This window comes from Thermostichus sp. OS-CIW-33 (assembly GCF_054059615.1).
The window spans coordinates 85,322-103,906 of sequence record NZ_JBSSCH010000006.1 but is presented as its reverse complement, the minus strand read 5'-3'; the positions used below and the strand labels follow the sequence as shown (position 1 = coordinate 103,906).

Genomic DNA, 18,585 nt, shown 5'->3' with positions numbered 1-18,585 from the left:
GGAAGTGACGATTCATGGCACGCGCTAAGTTTGAACGCACCAAACCCCATGTCAACGTTGGCACCATCGGCCATGTTGACCACGGCAAGACCACCCTGACGGCTGCCATCACCACCACCTTGGCTGCTTTGGGTCAGGCCACAGCCAAAAGGTACGATGAGATCGACGCAGCGCCAGAGGAAAAAGCTCGCGGCATTACCATCAACACCGCCCACGTCGAGTATCAGACTGCCAACCGTCACTACGCCCACGTGGATTGTCCCGGCCACGCCGACTACGTGAAGAACATGATCACAGGCGCGGCTCAGATGGATGGGGCCATCTTGGTGGTGTCTGCAGCTGATGGTCCCATGCCCCAAACACGGGAGCACATCCTGTTGGCCCGTCAGGTAGGGGTGCCCAGCTTGGTGGTCTTTCTGAACAAGGCAGACATGGTGGACGATCCAGAGCTGCTGGAGTTGGTGGAGCTGGAAGTGCGGGAGCTTCTCTCCAAATACGACTTCCCCGGCGACGACGTTCCCATCATCAGAGGATCGGCGCTGAAAGCCCTAGAAAGAATGACCGCCAACCCCAAAACCCAGCGGGGCGAAGATCCTTGGGTGGACAAAATTTATGAGCTGATGGATGCGGTGGACTCCTACATTCCCACGCCTGAGCGGGATGTGGATAAGCCCTTCCTGATGGCTGTGGAGGATGTCTTCTCGATTACCGGTCGGGGCACGGTGGCCACGGGCCGGATCGAGCGGGGCCGCATCAAAGTGGGCGAAACGGTGGAACTGGTGGGCCTGCGGGAAACTCGCTCTACCACCGTTACTGGCCTGGAAATGTTCCAAAAAACCCTCGATGAGGGGATCGCCGGCGACAACGTTGGTGTGCTGTTGCGGGGCATTCAGAAGAACGAAGTGGAGCGCGGCATGGTGCTGGCCAAGCCCAAGACCATTACTCCTCACACCAGCTTCGAGTCTGAGGTGTATGTCCTCAAGAAAGAGGAAGGAGGTCGCCACACGCCGTTCTTCGCCGGCTATCGTCCTCAGTTCTATGTGCGCACCACCGATGTAACCGGCACCATCTCTTCCTTCACGGCTGATGACGGATCCCAGCCAGAGATGGTGATGCCTGGTGACCGCGTCAGGATGACGGTGGAGCTGATCCAGCCCATCGCCATTGAGCAGGGGATGCGCTTTGCTATCCGCGAGGGTGGCCGTACCGTCGGAGCGGGTGTTGTCTCCAAGATCCTGAAGTAAGCTGCTTTTTCTCGGCAGGGATTGAGTGCTGGCGGCCCCAGACCAACTCGGTCGCAACAGTGGTGCGGAGCACTTTCCCTGCTGACCTTTTCGAGTCCACCGTTCTCTGGATTGCTCTCCGGCCATGCCTACCTTGACTCAACAGAAAATTCGTATCCGCCTGAAGGCTTACGATCATCGGCTGCTGGATACTTCCTGCGACAAAATCGTGGATACGGCTCGTCGTACCGACGCCGTGCCGGTTGGCCCGATTCCTTTGCCTACTCGGCGCCGCATCTACTGTGTGCTGCGCTCCCCCCACACCGACAAGGACTCGCGGGAACATTTTGAAACCCGCACCCACCGGCGCATTATCGACATCTATTCCCCCTCTTCCAAAACCATCGATGCTCTCATGAAGCTGGATCTGCCGGCAGGGGTAGATATCGAGGTGAAGCTGTGATGGATCTGCAGGGATCCCCCGCTTTCGCAGTCATTTCGTAGAGCTTGGATGAGGGCAGCAGCGGGTGACAACATCGGTTGATCCAGTTGACCACGATAGCGGTGGGGAGCACTTTCAGGAGTTGACAGCTCCAGAAGCGGCTACATCCCCCATTCCGGTTTTGGTGGTGGGGGCCTTGGGCAAAATGGGGCGGGAGGTGGTGCGAGCCGTTGCCCAGACGCCCGACATGAGGTTGGTGGGGGCGGTGGCCCGCTCTCAACTGGGCTCGGATATTGGCGAGGTGCTGGGCCTGGGATCCCTGGGGGTGGAGATTACCGATGACTTGTCGGGGCAGTTGCTGAGGTTGTCGCAGCGCAGCAACCGCAGCGTGATGGTGGATTTTACCCATCCTCGGTCGGCATTTGAACATGTTCGCTCGGCCATTGCCTTTGGCGTGCGTCCGGTGGTGGGGACGACGGGCCTGACGCCGGAGCAGGTGGAGCGGCTGCGGGATCTGGCGGACAAGTCGGGTGTGGGCTGTTTAATCGCGCCCAATTTTGCCATCGGCATGATTTTGCTGCAGCAGATGGCCCTGCAGGCGGCCCAGTATTTTGACCACGTTGAGATCATCGAGCTGCACCACAACCGCAAAGCGGATGCCCCCAGCGGCACGGCTCTACAGACGGCACAACGGCTGGGACAATTGGGCAAAACCTTTAACCCGCCCGTTCGCGACAGCGGGACGGAGTCCTCAGTGGAAGAAAAAGAGCTGATCCCCGGTGCGCGGGGAGGGCTCTCTGGCCCCAACATTCCCATTCACAGCGTTCGTCTGCCGGGGTTGATCGCCCATCAGGAGGTCATTTTTGGTGGGATGGGGCAAACCCTCACGTTGAGACACGACACCACCGATCGGATAGCTTTTATGCCAGGAGTGATCCTGGGGATCCGCAAGGTGCTGCAGCTCAAAGGTTTGGTCTACGGGCTGGAGCAAGTGTTGAGCTAGCCGGTCAGGGGAGGGATCCCGGCCTCATCCAGAATGCGGGGGATGAGGTGCTCGGCTTTGACGGCCATCAGATGCACCCCATGGCAGATCTGGCGGGCCTGACGCACCTGTTCGGCGGCAATGCGGATCCCTTCTTCGAGGGGGTGGGCGGCGTTGGCCAGCCGCTGGATAATCCCGTCTGGGATCTTCACTCCTGGCAGGTTGCGGTTGATAAACTCGGCATTTTTGGCCGACTTGAGCAAAAAGATGCCAGCCAGGATGGGCTTGCCGGCGGGACGGCCCAACTTATCCATGAAGCGCTCCAGCTGCTCGAAGTCGGTGACCATCTGGCTTTGGAAAAATTGGGCTCCGTTTTCCAGCTTGCGGTGGAAGCGCCGCTCCAGGCCGGAAAAGCTGCCCGATTGGGGTTCTACTGCTGCCCCCGGCAACAGATGCGTGCCCCCATCCGGGAGAGGTTTGCCGTTGCAATCGAGGCCATTGTTCAGCCGTTGGATAAGCTGCAGCAGGCGCACCGACTCCAGATCGAACACGGCGCGGGCATCGGGGCAATCGCCGATGTGGATGGGATCCCCGGTGAGGGCCAACACATTGCGCAGGCCGAGAGCTGAGGCCCCCAACAGATCCCCCTGGAGGGCCAGGCGGTTGCGATCCCGACAGGCCAACTGCAGGATCGGTTCAACGCCTGCCTGATGCAACAGCAGCGAAGCTGCCAACGGGCTCATGCGGGCCATGGCTCGGTTGGAGTCCGTAATGTTGATGGCATGCACCCGCCCCTTGAGCTGCTGGGCCAGAGACAGCAGGGTGCTGGTGTCGGATCCCTTGGGGGGGGTAATCTCGGCGGTGAGCAGAAATTCCCCCCGCTGGATGGCCTGGGCGAAGCGGGACAGGGGAGGTGATGAGGGGATCAGGGCCACAATTTCGGCAGAAAGGGTAAAACGGGCTGGCCTATTATCGACTTTTCCAGGAGGTTTTTCCAGACAGGTCGTCCTTTCTCAAGGCTTGGGCGAGGGAAGGGGGCTGGGCGGGAGTTGTACCCGCATTTCCCCCAGCCATATCTTGGGATCCCCCTGTTGCAGATGCTGCCGCCAATCCTGTGCTGCTGCAGGAGGGATCCCGTCCGGGCTTAAAGTCCAGCTCCAGCCGATCACCTGAGGCCAGCGCTGCGCCTCCAGACCTTCCAGCAGCGGTTGAGAGGCTTCCGAGCCCAGGGCTGGCCCGCGGATCACCACAGGCACTTCCGGGTTGAGGGCCTCAAGGCGGCGGTACAGCGGTTCAAAAGCGGCGGGATCCCCCGTTACCTGTAGGCTCAGCCAGTCCATCTCAGGGAACCGAGCCCAGGTGGACACGGCCTTGGCATCTTCTCCGTCCAGCTCCACCACCCAGAGCAAATTGGCCGGGGACTCCGTCCCGCTAACGCGAACAGAGCGCAGGGTTTGCATCAGGTGTTGGTAAGCCCGTTGTTGCAGCGAGGACTCCGTCCCACCAAAGGGCTCCCCACCGCTACCGCGAGCGCGTTCGGGATCCCCGTCGCCAACAACGACGGCCAGGATGATGGGGGTGGCAAAGCGCTGGATCCCGCGGGCCCAAGAGCGCAAGGTCTCATCGTGATCCCCATTGGCCAAGGCAGAAAGTTGGGCTGGATCTAGCCGCAGGCGCAGGTAGGGGACTGAGCCGCTTTCCCGCAGGCGACTGGCCAACTGCTGTGGAAAGTCCTGGCGGGGATCCCAGAGGTGATCCACGGCTGCCCAGGCGGGGGGTTGACCGATGGCCTGGCGATAGGCGAGGAGTTGATCCCAAGTGGGAATGCCCGGCCAAGCGACCCCGTGATACAGCCGACCCGGAGGTGGCGGCAGCGGCCTACCCCGCAGAAAGGGGGCGGAATCGGGTGGGATTGGCGAGGTGAGAACAACCTCCAGCCGCAGCGGCGGCAAGACCTCACCGGCAGGGGGATGCGGCAGGGAGAAAGGGAGGATCCAACTGCGCTCCTGGAACTGGCCTCGGATGATCTGCTGAGGGTGAAAGTCCTGGGGAGGTGGCAGCGGTTCCAGCGGGTCTTCCCCCCAGAAAGCCCGTTGGATTACCAAGCGCACCCCTGCGCCGGGGTGGATCAGAGGCGTGGTGGTATCCAGGTGAAAGCTACCCCTGAGGCGGGTGGACGTCTCATTGGGCTCAACCCGGAAGGAGAAGGTGAGCTGGTCAGATCGGTAGGTGCCTGGAGCGGGGGAAGCAGTGGGGGGCGGGGATCCCGGCAGGCTTTCGCAGTCGGTGCAGGGAAAAATGGCCTGCGGATGGAGCGAAACGGGAGCCTCGCGGGCGGATTGCAGTTGCTCAGCAGTGATGACAAAACTGGCCCAAAGGTGTTTCAGACGGGGCTCCCGACCAGGCTGAATATCGGAAAAGGATCGGCCTTCGGGAGTGGCCGTCCGCGTGCCGACAGCAGCGCCATCCAGAGGGACTGTAGAAACCGGGTCGTCAGCACATCCCCCCAAAAAACCAACCGACAAAATCAGCAGCAGCGCCCAGCCGCAAGTGCTCCGCACCGCTACCGCGACCCAGGGGTCGAGTTTGCAGTTGGATGGCTGGATCATGATCTCACCTCAATACACCACTCCTGCCCGGCTACCGAAGGGAGTCGATGCCGCTCTCGTCTTGTGGACGGTGCGGTTCCCGACGGGGCACCAACGCAAACGGCCAGCAAGATCCCTTTCCCTCCGGTTGCTAGAGGGATCCTCGCCCAGAGGCACACCCTTTGAGATTGATCCCGATCACACCCGTTGCTGAACGGGAAAGGTCTCCGTCCTGCCCAGGCGAACTATCCCTGCGGCACGGTTGCGACTTCTGGGTAAATGGTCAGGATCCCTTCGTAGAGGATTTGGCCGGGCTGCACCTCCAGGCGGTCAATGCGCACGCCCGGATCCAACTGAATGGGGAAATCGGCCAGGCCGGGGATGGGGATCTCTTGGCCTTCGCTCACCCAGAGGGGATTGACCAGCCGCAACCGGTTGGGACCTTGGGCTTCTAGGCCGGTCAGCACCGTCACCGGCGCTTCCACCCCTTCGGGAGTGGTTAAGTTGGCCTGGATGCGCAGCCGACCCTGTTCCAGCGTGACCTGAGGCTGGCGGATAAGAAAAGGCACCACTTGGCCCCCAACGGGCAACTGCACCTGGGCCTGGGCCAGTTGGGCTTGGATGAGGGGAGCCTGGAGGGTGCGGTTCAGGTCTTCCTCGGTGAGGCGTAAACTCACCTGCACCGGCACAGGGGCCAATAGCCGCAGCGGGCTCCGTCCCTGGATGGCTTCGCCCACATTGAGGCGAATATCCTGGCCCCGCAGCCGCAGATGGCTGACCTGAAAGCCTTGATAGCTGAGGTTGTCTCCCGACACCTGGGCTTGAGGGATCTGCCCGTTCAAAATCTGGGCGTCGGAGCCGGCAATTTGCACTTGCAGGTTATCGACCCTCTGAACCTCCGAACGGATCCAAGCGGCCACCAAGGGGCTGAGAAGGGATCCGGCAATCTGGGCAAATCCGGGGGGCCAAGGCCAAAACATGGTGGGTAGGCTGAGCAGCAGAGCAAACCCCAGCCGCTGCCCTGCTTGCGAAAGCCGTTGGCGGCGACAGGCTGCCGATTGGGTTTGGAGAGGAGACGGATCTGGACTGGGCCGATGGCAAGACGTGAGCAGCACTGGATACCTCAGGAGCAACGACAAGCGATGGTTTCCACCCAACTACAACCAGACTAGGGCAGGACTTCTCTGCCGAACAGAGGGATCCCCCGCACACTTGGAGAGGCTATCCATCCGTCAACTGCCACCAAAGATACCCCAGCCGCAGGTAGTGAAGCCGTAGCCAGGGCAAAGGGAAAGAGCGGGGCGGCTGGCGAAACAGAGCGCTCATCTGGGAAGGGATCCCGGCGATCTCCTGGGCCAGCATTTTGCCCGCCCACACTGCTGTGGCCACACCGCTGCCGTGATAGGCCAAGCCGTACCACAGGCTGGGATCCGCCGGCGAAGGGCCAATATGGGGGTGAAACTGCCGAGAAAGGCAGACCAGTCCATTCCAGGCGTACTCGATCTCCACCCCTTCCCAGGCGGGGAAAAGACGATAGAGCTGTCGGGTCATCCAAGTGCGCAACTGCTGTCGCTCCGTCGGGGTATCGCGGGTGCCGCCCCGTCCCCCAAACAGCAAACGCCCATCCGGCAGTAGGCGGTAATAAAACAGCAGCCGCCGCATGTCGTAGAGTGGCGTCGGATTCCACCACCCTTGCGCTTTCTGCTCCTGAGGCGTCAGAGGTCGGGTGACCAGGATGTTGGACAGTGCCGGCAGCAGGGATCCCGCCAGTTGGGGATACAGGGCCTCTGGGGTGTAGCCGTTGGTGGCGATGACCAAGTGCCGAGCGCGCACCGTTCCTCCCGGCGTGTGGCAGCAGTGGTGGGATCCCACCTTTTCCCAGGCCGTGACCGGACTGCCGCTGTACAGCTTCGCCCCCCACCGGTGGGCCGCTTGGGCCAGTCCTTGGGTGAGCTTGAGGGGGTTGAGGCCAAACCCCACCCCGATGTGCAAAGCGCCGTGGTTCTCTTGGCTGTTGAAGCCGCGTTCCCGCAGCTCTTTGGGGTTGAGGAGCTGGGCCGGGTAGCCCGCCACCTGAGTACAGATCTGGTACTCGGCCTCTAACTCCGACCATGCCTGTGGACGATGGGCCACTGCATAGCAGCCCTGTCCCTGAGCCTCTAGGGAGAAGCCCTCGCTGGCCGCCAGCTCCTGAACGGTTTCCACCGCCTGCCATTGATCCCGGTAGTAGCGCTCTGTCTCTGCCAGGCCCACCCGCCGCACCATCTGGGCGTGGGTGAGGTGGCTCGCCCCCACCCCGCAAAAGCCACCGTTGCGTCCCGAGGCCCCCCAACCCAGGGATCCCGCCTCCAGCAGACAAGCATGGATGCCATAGTCGCGGGCCAGGTGCAGAGCCGCCGATAGCCCCGTCAATCCTCCCCCCACAATGACCACCTCAGCGCCCACCTGCGCTTGCAAAGGTGCCGGATGCCGCCAACCGGGATCTGCTATCGTGCTGTCCCAGTAGCTGCCGACCGGGCAGGCAGGATCGTAGGTGCTGGCAGGATAAAGGCCCTTTCTCATACGAGCAATGGGAAGAACATCTTGCTGGGCAACGCCGAAGTGCTCGGTACCGCTGAGGCGACCGGTCGCAGGACAAGTGCTGAAGGGGATCCCCTCACTCCTGGGCAACGCTGTCGCAACCGGCAGCAGCGGCCTCCATATCGGCAGGGGTATTGCAGTCCAGGAAGATCTCAGGAGTGTAGAGCTCCACCTCCTGTACCCGCCTGCCCAGATCCTGCAACAACCGGCGCAGGCCCAGGGTTTCTTCTCGGAGATCCAACAGCTTTTCCCGCAAGCGCCTGTCGATCAGGGTAGGGTGCCCCCGTCGCCCTCGATGCACCGGCACAGTAACCCAAGCGCGATGGCGCAGATGGTACTCCAGCAAGCTGTGGTAGATCCACGCCGGGCGGGGCTGATCCACCGCCGAAATGGCCAGCACCTGAAAATCGGCAGGGATCCCTTCCACCCCTACCCGAATGGAGTGGGTCTTGCCCAGCTCAGGAGCCGGATTGACCAGCACCTCTGCCCCTGCCAAGTGGGGTTGGGCTGCCGCCAAATGCTGGGATCCCAGCACCACCCAGGGTTGAAACCCCGCCTGTCGCCACTGAAAAATCTGGTAAGAGAGCAGGGTTTGCCCGTCTTTCCAGGGCAGAAAGGCTTTCGGCTCTCCCATCCGCGTGGAAAACCCAGCCGCCAAGATCAGCGCATGCAGCTTCGGCTCATTTGCCAAGGAGCTTCACCAGCAGAATGCCAAACAAATATAGAAACGTCACAGCCCCGGCCAAAAGGCTCTGGGTGAGGGGATCCGTCGAAGGGGTGAGAATGGCCCCCGCCACCACCGCGCCCAGAACCACGTAGCGCCAGCCCTTGAACATCTGCTCGGCAGTCACCAGACCCAATCCTCCCAGCAGCGCCTGCAAAATCGGCACCTGAAAGGCCAGGCCGGTGCTGAACAGCAGCAGCAGCACAAACTCAAAGTAGCGGTCGATGGACCAAGCCTGATCCACCACCCCTTCGCCGTAGCGGATGAAAAAGTTAAGCGCCGCCGGAATGAGGAGATAGTAGGCAAAGACCAAGCCGGCCACAAAGAGAAGGCTGGATCCCAGCACCACCGGCCCCAGCAGCTTGCGCTCCTTCACGCTCAGCCCCGGCAAGACGAAGCGGGCAATTTGGTAGAGCAAAAAGGGTGTGGCCAGCAATAGCCCCGAGTAGGCCGCCACCTTCACAGAAACGAAAAAATACTCCCCCGGCGCCAGTTGCAAAAAGGTAACCCCCTGCGCGGGCACCTCCAGCAGGGCGACAATGCGGTTCACCACGGCAAAGCAGGCGATGATGCAGATCGCCACCGCGATCACGCTGGCCAACAGGCGGCTGCGCAGCTCTTCCAAGTGCTCCATCAAGGTCATCTCGACCTCGTAGGGAAACTCCGGATCCCGCACCCGACCAGGCTCAGGGGCCGCCGCGGCTTGCTCCGGGGACTCGGTCTCAGAGGCAAGGGTCATGGGCCAAGGTGTAACGAGACGTTCCCCGCTATCTTAGCGCTGCCCCCTCTCCAGGGAAAAGCACTTGTCGAGCCGCTATAGGGGGATGTAGCCCTGGCCTGTTAAGGGGATCTTGGGGCCTGAGCAGAGGGGACGGGGAAGGGGAGTGGCTGCAATTTCTAGCGCTTGCCCAAGCCCAGCGCCTTTTCCACCTGCTGGGCGGCATAGGCCATGGCAAAACAGCAGATGAAGTAGATCAGGCCGATAAAAAACAGCACTTCCCGCTGGGTGCCCAGCCAGTTGGGGTTGGTGAACACCACGCGCCCCGCCTGCAGCAGGTCGATGAGGCCGACAATGAACACCAGCGACGTGTCTTTGAAGAGAGTGAGGAACTCGTTCACCAGCGCCGGAACGGCTGCCCGCAGTGCCTGGGGCAAAATCACCAGAGCCGTCACTTGAAAGGGGTTCAAGCCCAGCGCCCGTGCCGCCTCCAGCTGGCCCAGCGGGATCGACTGCAGGCCGCCCCGCACGTCCTCGGCCACGTACACGGCTGTAAACAAGATGAAGGCCACCTCCGCCCTGATGATCAGGTTGACGCTGATCCCCCCCAGAAAGAAGGGCACCAACAGCCAGGCGGCAAACAGAATGGTGGTCAGGGGCACCCCCCGCACCAGCTCGATCACCAGCGTGCAGAAGATCCGGATCACCGGCAACGCCCGATTGGCTCGGCCCAATGCCAGCAACACCCCGATGGGAAAGCCGATGATCATGGCGGCTGCCGCCAAGATCAAGGTCAGCAGCAGTCCAGACAGTTGCTCGGTTCGCACTGCCGGCCAAGGGGGGCCCAGGTCGCCCAGCAGCAGCTGCAGACAGAGGGGCAAGATCAGGGCCCAAACCCAGATGGAAGCCAGCCGCCAGGATTCCCGTCCCCGACTGAGGGCAATAGCGGCAAAAGTGACGCCAGAGCAAACCGCCAGCCACCCCTGCGACTGGGTTCCCAAAGGCAGGAAAGCGGCCAAGCCCATAGCAGCTCCCAAGAGAATGAGGTAGTGCAGCAGCACACCGCCCCAAGCCCCCCCCGCTACCCCCAAGGTGGCCAGCACAATTCCCAACACCGCCCACACCCGCCACAGTTGGCTGCTGGGGTAGGTGCCGCTGGCAAAGATTTTCAGGTTGGCCGGGATCACCTCCCAGCGGGCTTGGGTGAACGCCCAGTTCCAGAACAGGGAAATTGCCCAGGCCAACACCAAGGCAGAGACCAAGGTGAGCAAGGTGCTCAGCCAGGAGTCGAACAGGTTGCGGCGCACCCAAGCCAGCGGACTTTGTTTCTCCCTGGGGGGGAGTACCTTTTCTTCTACAAGGGGAGAGGAGAGACTGCTGGGCATGGGTTAGCGCTCCACCAATTTGACGCGGGCATTGAGCCAGTTCATGCCGTAGGAAACCACCAGGTTAAAGGTCAGGTAGGTGGCCATGAGGATGGCGAACATCTCCACCGAACGTCCCGACTGGTTGATGATGGTGCTGCTGATGTTGAACAGATCGGAGAAGCCAACGGCAATGGCCAAGCTGGAGTTTTTAATCAAGGTGAGATACTGAGTGTTCAAGGAGGGGATCATGATCCGCAGGGCCTGGGGCACAATCACCAAGCGAAAGGTTTCCAGCTCCGACAGGCCGACGGCCCGGGCCGCCTCCCACTGCCCCCGCGGCACCGCCAAAAAGGATCCCCGCACCACTTCGGCAATGTAGCAGCCGGTGTAGGTCACCAAGCCCAGCATCATGGCGGTAAACTCCGCCGAAAGCTGGATCCCACCCCGGAAGTTAAAGCGCTCCAGTACCGGGACATCCAGCCGCACCGGCGGCTCTGGGAAGAGCACCCAGCAGGCCACCGCCAGCAGCGCCACCCCCGCAGCCACCCACAGGTTCCGCTGCCGGGATCCCAGCTCGGGTCGGCAGACTAGGAGCAGCTTGCGGATCCCCCACCCAGCCGCGATTACAATGGCCAGCGCGGGAACCAGCCAGCCGCTGGGATCCAACCCGGGCAGCTTCACTCCCCGCTGGTTGATAAAGACAAGCCCGCCGATGGAGAGACTGTTGCGCACCCCTGGCAGAGTGAGGATCACCCCCTGGTACCAGAAGATCACGATCAGCAGCACCGGGACATTGCGAAAGATCTCGGTGATGACGGTAGCCAATTGGCGGGCCAGCCAGTTGCTGGAGAGGCGAGCCATCCCCAGGACAAAGCCCATCGCCGTCGCCAACACAATGCTGACTGCCGACAGCCAGAGGGTGTTCACCGCTCCCACCGCCAGAGCCTTCAGGTAGCTCTCGGAAGGGTCGTAGGGGATCAGCCCCTCGGTGATCCCAAAGTTGGCAGAGTTGCCCAAAAAGCGGAATCCCAAGCTGATGCCCAGGCGACGCATGCTGGCGAGGAGATTTTGGGCGAGGATCCCGAACACCAGCAGCACGGCCACGACAAAGGCCACCTGCAGCAGAACTTTTAGGATGCGCTCATTCCGCCACCAGGGGGGGCGAAGGTGGGACTGGTCGGACAGAGAAGTCATGCGGGGCAAGCAAAAATTCAGAGCACAGCAGAGAATAGGGGATCCCTGGCTGGTACTGACTAACCGAGATCCCTGTCCCAGGGGGGGCGATGGCTCCCGGATTTGCGATTAGCGGAAAGGCGGCGCGTACTGGATCCCGCCTTTGGTGTAGGGCTGGTTCAAGCCCCGCGGCACGCCCAAGGGGGTCAGGTGGCGGTTGAAGATCTCGCCGTAGTTGCCCACCGCCTTGATGACATTGACCACCCAATCCGGCTTCAGGCCCAGCAGCTCTCCCAGGTTGCCTTCCTGGCCCAAGAAGCGGCGAATGTCGGGATCCTCGGACTTGAGGAACTCGTCCACATTGGCGCTGGTGATCCCCCTTTCTTCTGCATAGAAGAGGGCGTAGACCGTCCAGTTCATAATGTCGGAAAAACTCTCATCTCCGTGGGGAACCAGCGGCCCCAAGGGCTCTTTGGAGATCACCTCCGGCAAGATCACGTGGTCGTCGGGAGAAGCCAAGCTGGCCCGGCGGGAGATGAGGGCGCTTTGGTCGCTGGTGATGGCATCGCAACGGCCCTCTTCGTAGGCGTTGAAAGAGGAATCATCGCCGTCGAAGGTTACTGGCGTAAAGGCAATGCCACGGGCGCGGAAGGTATCCGCCAAGTTCAGCTCGGTGGTGGTGCCGGCAATCACACAGATGGTGGCCCCGTTCAGGTCTTCCAGCTTTTCCACCCCCAGCGACTTCCGCACCATAAATCCTTGGCCGTCGTAGTAGGTGGTGGGGCCGAAGGTCACCGCCCACTCGCGATCCCGAGTGAGGGTCCAGGTGGTGTTGCGGCTAATCATATCGACCTCGCCCGACTGAATCGCAGACTGGCGATTGGCCGCCGTCAGGTAGACGTATCGAACCTTGTCCGGATCTCCAAAGAGAGCGGCAGCTACTGCCCGGCAGATGTCGATATCAAAACCCACATACTTGCCTTGGTCATCCAGGTTGCCGAATCCGGGCAGTTGGTTGTTTACCCCACAGATCAACTCGCCCCGAGCCTTGATGCGGTCGGTGAGCGGCCCCAGCTGCGCCCAAGCGGGAAGGGACTGCAGGCCCATAGACAACGCCAGTGCCCCGGCCAAGGGAGCCAATCCGTTCAAATGCTTTATCCAGTTCATAAAATTACCCCATGTCAATCCTCAAGATCTTCGTCGTCAACAGTCGTTCATACACGGCACTTCAACCGAGATACCGTGCCATTGGGTTACACTCCTGCCACACCCCACACCCCACACCCCATAGAATGGTTTGCCATAGGCGCCTACGATTTTCTCAAAGCCTTACATGTCAGGGCGTATGGAAATGTTGCAGAGGCTACGGTTGTGGCTCGGCCAGTTCTGCCATGGTACCCATGCCTGCTTTGGTGAAACTTAGGGAGTCACCCACCCATGCAAGGATCCCCGCACATAAGGTCTTCACTCTCTCCGCAAAGTGCAGCCAGCGCTGACATTATCCAATGCGAAGATGTTCACAAATGGTACGGCGATTTCCACGTCCTCAAGGGCATTACCACCCGCATCCGCCGCGGAGAGGTGGTGGTGGTCTGTGGGCCTTCAGGTTCGGGCAAGTCCACGTTTATTCGCACGTTGAACCGCTTAGAAGAACACCAGAGAGGGCGCATTGTGGTAGATGGCATTGAGCTAACCAGCGACCTGCGCAACATCGATGCCATTCGCCGCGAGGTGGGCATGGTTTTTCAACAGTTCAACCTGTTTCCCCATCTCACGGTTTTGCAAAATGTAACCCTTGGCCCAATCCACGTGAAAAAGATGAAAAAAAGTGAGGCGATAGAGCGGGCTATGGAACTGCTAAGCCGCGTGGGGATCGCCGAGCAAGCAGAAAAATACCCGGGGCAACTTTCGGGGGGGCAGCAGCAGCGGGTGGCGATTGCCCGCGCCTTGGCCATGAATCCGGCGGTGATGCTCTTCGATGAGCCCACCTCGGCCTTGGATCCAGAGATGATCAAGGAGGTGCTGGACGTGATGCGGGAGTTGGCCCGCTCGGGGATGACCATGGTGTGTGTAACCCACGAGATGGGCTTTGCCCGCGAGGTGGCGGATCGGATTATCTTCTTCGACCGCGGCAAGATCGTGGAGGAAAACACCCCCCAAGAGTTTTTCAGCAATCCGAAAGAAGAGCGCTCCCGCCTGTTTTTATCCCAGATCCTTTCCCACTAGCGAGTCCTTCAGAAGGGGGTGAGGCGTGCCAGAAAAGCCCCCTCCGGCTCTTGATAGACAATCTGCCCCTGCCAGCCGTTGGCGTGGGCACACTGCAGCAGGGTTTCCGGATCTACAAATAGCCAGGGAAAGGGATCCCCCCGCTGGCCGTTGTACTCGGCTACAAAGTTCACTACCTTGGCTTTTGCCTCGCTCCCTTCCTGCCAATCTTCTGAGCCACCTGCTTCGAGGTGGGCAGGAGCGGCCAGCTTGCCAGAGGGATCTTCCAAGTTTTCTAAACGCCCTCCCTCTTCTGCCGGCAGATTCCGCAGATCTGCGAGGTCGCTGGCATTGCTCAAATCGGTGGAATCCAGGAGCAACTGGCCAGTGGGCTGAACCCAGTGGCGAGCCAGGCGCAAAAAACGCTCCAAGCCCGACAGGGATCCCGCCAAGCCGACGCCGTTCATCAGCAGGAGTAGGGTATCGAAGGGCTCTCCTGGCCCCGCCCAGTGGAAAAGATCGGCGGCAATGCAGCAACGCACCCCCCGCTCTGCCATGATCTGCAACGCCACCGGGGAGCGATCCAAGGCAGCCACGGCCAATCCTTCCTCCTGCAGCAGCAGGCTGTGGCGGCCCGTACCGGCGCCGATGTCTAGCACCCGACCGCGGCAGAGTTCCAAGGCCAAGGCTTCCACCTCCGGCAACTCTTGGGTGAAGAACACCTCTGGGGAGACCACCTGGGGCTCTTCCGCCAGCGGGATCCCCTCCAGGCTGTAGGCATGTAAGAGAAGGGATCCCTTGGCCTGTCCCCGATGCCAGTCCCACAGCGCTTGCTCCAAGGGATCCTGAAGTGGGTAATTCTCGACAGCCTTTATCATGGAAGGGGAAAGCTAAACCATTGACCCGATGGCCATCGTCGCCTTTCTTTACGGTGCCGCTATCGTCCTTTTGCTGATTGCAGCGGTGGTTTGGGCAACATCTCGGCAGTTCAACGCGGAGACCGAGACGCAGATCGGCACCTCGCCAGAAGAGCCCTCCGAGACCTCATCCGTTCCCATTTCCATTGTGGAGCAGCTAGAGCGCCAATACCGCAACAGCCCTTCCTACCGTCCCGATCCGTGACATACTCCCGCACTCATGCTGATGCATAGTCGGAGATCCTTAGAGATCCTTGGAAAGATGACTTTTGAGGATTCCTGAGGATACAAGCAGTGTCTTTGCTGGCCAAAAGCTAGCGTTTTCTCTCTCTATAGTGTGATATATGGTTGCCAAGTCTCCACCACCCATTGTCTACATTGCCTTGGGGCTATTGCTACTCTGGGGCGGTCATCGCGCTTGGCAGGCGGGCTATGTTCGCTGGCCGGAAAGCATTTCTCTACCGCCAGTATCGCTGCCAGGGTTGGGGGGTGGAGCACAAGATCTGCTCCTGACCAGCGGCGAGCGCACCTTGTTTGCCGATAGCAGTCCCGCTGCCGTTGCCGCTGCAGAGCTGTTGCGCCAAGGTAACCTCAGCGCAGCCATCCCGGTGTTGGAGATGGGGCTGCAAAGCAACCGCAACGACCCGGAAGCTCGCATTTTCTTGAACAATGCCCGTGCCCAGCAGCAGGGCAGTCCCTTGAGCCTGGCGGTGGTGGTGCCCATCTCCAGCAACCCCAACCGCGCCAAAGAGACCCTGCGCGGGGTGGCGCAAGCTCAGGAGGAGCTTTTCCAACAGGGGGGAATCGGAGGACGGCTGCTGCGGGTAGTGATTGCCGACGATGGCGACAACCCTGAGCGAGCAACGGCGGTGGCCAAGGCTCTGGTGAGCCAGCCCGAGATCTTGGGGGTGATTGGCCATAACACCAGCGACGCCACCCTGGCTGCAGCCGAGGTTTATCAGCCTGCCGGCTTGGCCATGATCTCCTCCACCTCCACCAGCACCCGCATCAGCATGCTGGGGGATGCCATTTTTCGCACCGTGCCCTCGGATCAAGTGGCCGGCACGCAACTGGCCCGTTATGCTCTCAACACGTTGCGGTTGCAAAGGGTGGCCATCTTCTACAACCCCAACAGCGCCTACAGCTCCAGCTTGCGCGATGCCTTTGCCTCCACCCTGACCAGCGAAGGGGGCATCGTGCTGGCGGAGTTCGACTTATCGGCGTCGGACTTCAACCCCCAGGCCAGCCTGCAAAGGGCCGTCGGCCAAGGATCCCAGGTAGCTTTTTTAGCTCCCACGGCTTCCGTAGCCGAAAAAGCGCTGGCCGTAGCCCGCGAGAACGCTGCAACCGGTAAGCCCCTTGCTCTTCTGGGCGGCGATGTGCTCTTCAGCCTCACCACGTTGCAAGACGGGGGAGCAGCGGTAGAGGGCTTGGTGGTGGCGGTACCCTGGCATCCTCAGGTGCCGCGCAACCGCGGCTTTGCCCAGGCGGCGGCTCAGCTTTGGGGAGGGCAGGTGAGCTGGCGCACCGCTCTGGCCTACGACGCCACCCGGGCTTTTTTGCGAGCCATCCAGCAGGGATCCCCCAGCCGCAGCGCTGTTCTCGCCGCCCTGGGCGACCCGAACTTCCGCTTGCCGGACGGCGCTTCCGGAGAAGTGCGCTTCTTGCCCTCCGGCGACCGCAATGCTCCCCATGTGCTGGTGCGGGTTGAGCCCGGCAACCGCTCCGGTACCGGCTACGATTTTGTGCCTCTCCCCTAGGGATCCCGGCAGACGCTACAGTGGGGGATGCTCTCAATCTCCTCAGAATCGAATGGATCCCATGCCCACTCGGATCACAGCCTGCTTTCAGGCGCTGCGCAGCCGCGGCGAAAAAGCCCTCATCCCCTACCTCACCGCTGGGGATCCCAACTTGGAAACCACCTTTGAGGCTTTGCAGGTTCTGGATCAGAGTGGCGCCGATCTCATCGAGTTGGGAGTACCTTACTCGGATCCCTTGGCGGATGGGCCGGTGATCCAAGCGGCAGCCACCCGCGCCCTCAGCCGGGGAGTCACTTTGGGCGCCATTCTACAAGGCTTGCGCTGTCTCTCTCTGCAGGCCCCCCTGATCCTGTTCACCTACTACAACCCCATCCACCAGCTCGGCATCCCCAACTTTCTGCATCAACTGCGGCAGGCCGGCTGTGCCGGTTTGGTCGTCCCCGATTTGCCTCTGGAAGAGGCGGGATCCCTGCGACAAGCAGCCCAGGCCGAAGAGATCGACCTCATCCTGCTGGTGGCCCCCACCAGCCCCCCGGAGCGCATGCGCCGCATTGCCCAGCAGTCCAGTGGCTTTGTCTACTTGGTCAGCACCACCGGCGTTACCGGCGAACGGGCCACCCTGGAAAAACGGATCCCGGCTTTGCTGCAGCAACTGCGCCAACAAACCCCTCTGCCGATTGGGGTGGGCTTCGGCATCTCCACTCCCGACCAGGCCCGCCAGATCGCCCTCTGGGGGGCAGATGCAGCGATTGTGGGCAGCGCATTTGTGCAACGGCTGGCGAAAGCCCCCACGCCTGAAGAGGGACTGCAGCAAATAGCCCACTTTTGTCGAGCCCTCAAAGCGGCTCTGCAAGAGGTGACCACTCCAGAGTGTTAACTTCCGTTCAGGAAGGTGCCCACTCAGACTGCTTCCATCTCAAAACAAATGTTTACATTTTGTGAGCCAGCCCGCAGACCCATTTCCCCCCTGCTGCGCCCCATAGTCCAGGGATCCCAGCCTGGGCAGACATTTTGGGGTTGGTAGGTTTGCAAATCTTCACAAAACACTCATCCATCCCGCGATATAAAATTAGGCTGGATGCTCGGCTGTCTGAAAGTCGCAGAGGTTCTTGACCTATCTAAAAATTGGGGGGTTCGGTGGGGGTAGTTTTGAGCAGCCTGCTGCCACGGAATCCCCAGTTTTTGGAGGTCAAAGAGGATCCCGCAAAAAAGCTTGGGATTCGGCTTTTGGGAGGTTCAGCCAGTCGCTCATCGCTTTTTGGAAAGACCAGAAGGAGATCCATCATGCAAGACGCCTTTACCCGGGTGATCGCTCAGGCAGATGCACGCGGTGCCTTTTTAAGTGACCAAGACTTTGACCGTCTGGCGGCTTTGGTGGCAGAGGGCAACAAGCGCCTGGATGCCGTCAACCGCATGACCAGCAACGCCGCCCAAATCGTAACCAACGCAGCTCGGTCTTTGTTTGCTCAAGAGCCGGATCTGATCGCTCCCGGTGGCAATGCCTACACCAACCGTCGCATGGCCGCCTGCCTACGGGACATGGAGATCATCTTGCGCTACATCACCTATGCCACTTTGGCCGGGGATAGCTCTGTGCTGGAAGATCGCTGCCTAAACGGCCTGCGGGAAACCTACATTGCTCTGGGGGTGCCCACCACTTCTGTGGCCAACGGCATTGCTGCCATGAAGAAAGAAGCCCTGGCCAAGATCATGGATCCGAAAGGCATCACCCCTGGCGACTGCTCTGCGCTGCAAAGCGAAGTGGCCAGCTACTTCGATAAGGCTGCTGCCGCCATCGTTTGAGCTTTGGGTCGAAGCTGGCTTAGTCGTCCCTTTTTAGATCGGTTAGATCCCTTCATTTCTGATAGGCAGGTGGAGATCCAGTCCGCCTTTCCTACAGAATGTT

General features: G+C 60.9%; 18 protein-coding genes. 8 read left to right on the top strand and 10 right to left on the bottom strand.

What is annotated here, in order from left to right; translation table 11 throughout:
* Nucleotides 1-14 precede the first annotated feature (14 nt).
* From tuf to dapB, 3 genes are all read left to right on the top strand, one after another.
* Nucleotides 15-1,244, top strand: a complete 1,230-nt coding sequence (gene tuf / locus ACVWZG_RS06330; RefSeq protein WP_414413642.1) for an elongation factor Tu — start codon at nucleotides 15-17, stop codon at nucleotides 1,242-1,244.
* Nucleotides 1,245-1,368: 124 nt separating this feature from the next.
* Nucleotides 1,369-1,686: a 30S ribosomal protein S10 gene (rpsJ, locus tag ACVWZG_RS06325; protein WP_414328725.1), complete on the top strand. Its 318-nt coding sequence runs from the start codon at nucleotides 1,369-1,371 to the stop codon at nucleotides 1,684-1,686.
* Between the two features lie 121 nt (nucleotides 1,687-1,807).
* Nucleotides 1,808-2,668 (top strand): 4-hydroxy-tetrahydrodipicolinate reductase, encoded by an 861-nt coding sequence (gene dapB / locus ACVWZG_RS06320; RefSeq protein ID WP_457392707.1) that lies wholly within the window; start codon nucleotides 1,808-1,810, stop codon nucleotides 2,666-2,668.
* On the opposite strand, the gene ACVWZG_RS06315 is transcribed toward dapB, so the two are convergent.
* The 9 genes from ACVWZG_RS06315 to ACVWZG_RS06275 all read right to left on the bottom strand — a co-directional run bounded on the left by ACVWZG_RS06315 (nucleotide 2,665) and on the right by ACVWZG_RS06275 (nucleotide 12,964).
* On the bottom strand, nucleotides 2,665-3,582 hold the full coding sequence (locus ACVWZG_RS06315) for a methylenetetrahydrofolate reductase (RefSeq protein ID WP_457405705.1): 918 nt from the start codon (nucleotides 3,580-3,582) through the stop codon (nucleotides 2,665-2,667). The genes dapB and ACVWZG_RS06315 overlap by 4 nt on opposite strands.
* A gap of 78 nt (nucleotides 3,583-3,660) precedes the next feature.
* A complete protein-coding gene (locus ACVWZG_RS06310) occupies nucleotides 3,661-5,256 on the bottom strand; it encodes a hypothetical protein (protein WP_457405704.1) in 1,596 nt (531 codons plus the stop codon).
* A gap of 224 nt (nucleotides 5,257-5,480) precedes the next feature.
* Nucleotides 5,481-6,374 carry an LmeA family phospholipid-binding protein gene (locus tag ACVWZG_RS06305; RefSeq protein ID WP_457415304.1) on the bottom strand — a complete coding sequence of 298 codons (894 nt, stop codon included), beginning with the start codon at nucleotides 6,372-6,374 and terminating at the stop codon, nucleotides 5,481-5,483.
* A gap of 82 nt (nucleotides 6,375-6,456) precedes the next feature.
* A complete protein-coding gene (locus tag ACVWZG_RS06300; protein WP_457405700.1) occupies nucleotides 6,457-7,905 on the bottom strand; it encodes an NAD(P)/FAD-dependent oxidoreductase in 1,449 nt (482 codons plus the stop codon).
* Nucleotides 7,892-8,506: a nucleotidyltransferase family protein gene (locus ACVWZG_RS06295; protein WP_414349906.1), complete on the bottom strand. Its 615-nt coding sequence runs from the start codon at nucleotides 8,504-8,506 to the stop codon at nucleotides 7,892-7,894. The genes ACVWZG_RS06300 and ACVWZG_RS06295 overlap by 14 nt, the downstream gene beginning before the upstream one ends.
* Complete coding sequence (tatC, locus tag ACVWZG_RS06290; RefSeq protein ID WP_457405699.1) at nucleotides 8,496-9,278, bottom strand: twin-arginine translocase subunit TatC; 783 nt, start codon at nucleotides 9,276-9,278, stop codon at nucleotides 8,496-8,498. Before tatC ends, ACVWZG_RS06295 begins: the two co-directional genes overlap by 11 nt.
* 158 nt (nucleotides 9,279-9,436) lie before the next feature.
* Nucleotides 9,437-10,642, bottom strand: a complete 1,206-nt coding sequence (locus tag ACVWZG_RS06285; protein WP_457405697.1) for an amino acid ABC transporter permease — start codon at nucleotides 10,640-10,642, stop codon at nucleotides 9,437-9,439.
* A gap of 3 nt (nucleotides 10,643-10,645) precedes the next feature.
* Nucleotides 10,646-11,818 (bottom strand): amino acid ABC transporter permease, encoded by a 1,173-nt coding sequence (locus ACVWZG_RS06280; protein ID WP_457405694.1) that lies wholly within the window; start codon nucleotides 11,816-11,818, stop codon nucleotides 10,646-10,648.
* 108 nt (nucleotides 11,819-11,926) lie between these two features.
* Nucleotides 11,927-12,964: an amino acid ABC transporter substrate-binding protein gene (locus tag ACVWZG_RS06275; protein ID WP_457405692.1), complete on the bottom strand. Its 1,038-nt coding sequence runs from the start codon at nucleotides 12,962-12,964 to the stop codon at nucleotides 11,927-11,929.
* Between the two features lie 270 nt (nucleotides 12,965-13,234).
* Here ACVWZG_RS06275 and ACVWZG_RS06270 point away from each other — a divergent pair, with 270 nt between their 5' ends.
* Nucleotides 13,235-14,023: an amino acid ABC transporter ATP-binding protein gene (locus ACVWZG_RS06270; RefSeq protein ID WP_011432567.1), complete on the top strand. Its 789-nt coding sequence runs from the start codon at nucleotides 13,235-13,237 to the stop codon at nucleotides 14,021-14,023.
* Nucleotides 14,024-14,031: 8 nt separating this feature from the next.
* Here ACVWZG_RS06270 and ACVWZG_RS06265 read toward each other — a convergent pair whose 3' ends face one another.
* Nucleotides 14,032-14,880, bottom strand: coding sequence for a class I SAM-dependent methyltransferase (locus ACVWZG_RS06265; protein ID WP_457405690.1), 849 nt, complete (start codon nucleotides 14,878-14,880; stop codon nucleotides 14,032-14,034).
* A 28-nt stretch (nucleotides 14,881-14,908) separates the two neighbouring features.
* Between ACVWZG_RS06265 and ACVWZG_RS06260 the strand changes: the two genes are divergently transcribed.
* The 4 genes from ACVWZG_RS06260 to ACVWZG_RS06245 all read left to right on the top strand — a co-directional run bounded on the left by ACVWZG_RS06260 (nucleotide 14,909) and on the right by ACVWZG_RS06245 (nucleotide 18,482).
* On the top strand, nucleotides 14,909-15,124 hold the full coding sequence (locus tag ACVWZG_RS06260; protein WP_457405688.1) for a hypothetical protein: 216 nt from the start codon (nucleotides 14,909-14,911) through the stop codon (nucleotides 15,122-15,124).
* A gap of 139 nt (nucleotides 15,125-15,263) precedes the next feature.
* Nucleotides 15,264-16,679, top strand: a complete 1,416-nt coding sequence (locus ACVWZG_RS06255; RefSeq protein ID WP_457405685.1) for an ABC transporter substrate-binding protein — start codon at nucleotides 15,264-15,266, stop codon at nucleotides 16,677-16,679.
* Between the two features lie 61 nt (nucleotides 16,680-16,740).
* Nucleotides 16,741-17,556, top strand: coding sequence for a tryptophan synthase subunit alpha (gene trpA, locus ACVWZG_RS06250; RefSeq protein WP_457402160.1), 816 nt, complete (start codon nucleotides 16,741-16,743; stop codon nucleotides 17,554-17,556).
* Nucleotides 17,557-17,963: 407 nt separating this feature from the next.
* Nucleotides 17,964-18,482: a phycocyanin subunit beta gene (locus ACVWZG_RS06245; RefSeq protein ID WP_011432573.1), complete on the top strand. Its 519-nt coding sequence runs from the start codon at nucleotides 17,964-17,966 to the stop codon at nucleotides 18,480-18,482.
* Nucleotides 18,483-18,585: the final 103 nt, after the last annotated feature.